Annotated in this window: 1 protein-coding gene; it reads left to right on the forward strand. The window is 64.1% G+C overall.

Annotated elements, in window-relative coordinates:
* Positions 1-398, forward strand: a 398-nt coding sequence (locus U5A57_RS41415) for an Ohr family peroxiredoxin (protein ID WP_321918120.1), incomplete at its 5' end; no start/stop codon positions are given.

Here is a 398-nt window from a genome sequence, read left to right on the forward strand (position 1 = left end):
TCAATCACGACCCCAGCGCCCAGCGTGGCGAGTACGGTGTCGTCGACCTCAAGCTGTCCTCGTCCGGCGGCGAAAACGTTGAATTCGTTGCCACCGAACCGCATCCGCGAGCCGAGCAGCTGTTCGCCGGTGCATGGTCGGCCTGCTACATCTCGGCACTCGGCATTGCGGCTTCGCTGAAGAAAGTCGCGCTGCCGCCGGACGCTTCCGTGGACATCCAGGTCGACATCGGCCAGACTGGCGCAGCCTGGTTCCTCGGAGCCCATTTCACGGTGCGGGTTCCCGGGCTCGCACAGGACGTTGCCGAAGCGATCGCACGCAGCGCCCATCAGATCTGCCCGTACTCGAAGGCCGTACACGGCAACATCGACGTGAACCAGAACGTCGTCACGGCGTAA

This window comes from Paraburkholderia sp. J11-2, from assembly GCF_905220185.1.
In the GTDB taxonomy this organism is placed as follows: Bacteria; Pseudomonadota; Gammaproteobacteria; order Burkholderiales; family Burkholderiaceae; genus Paraburkholderia.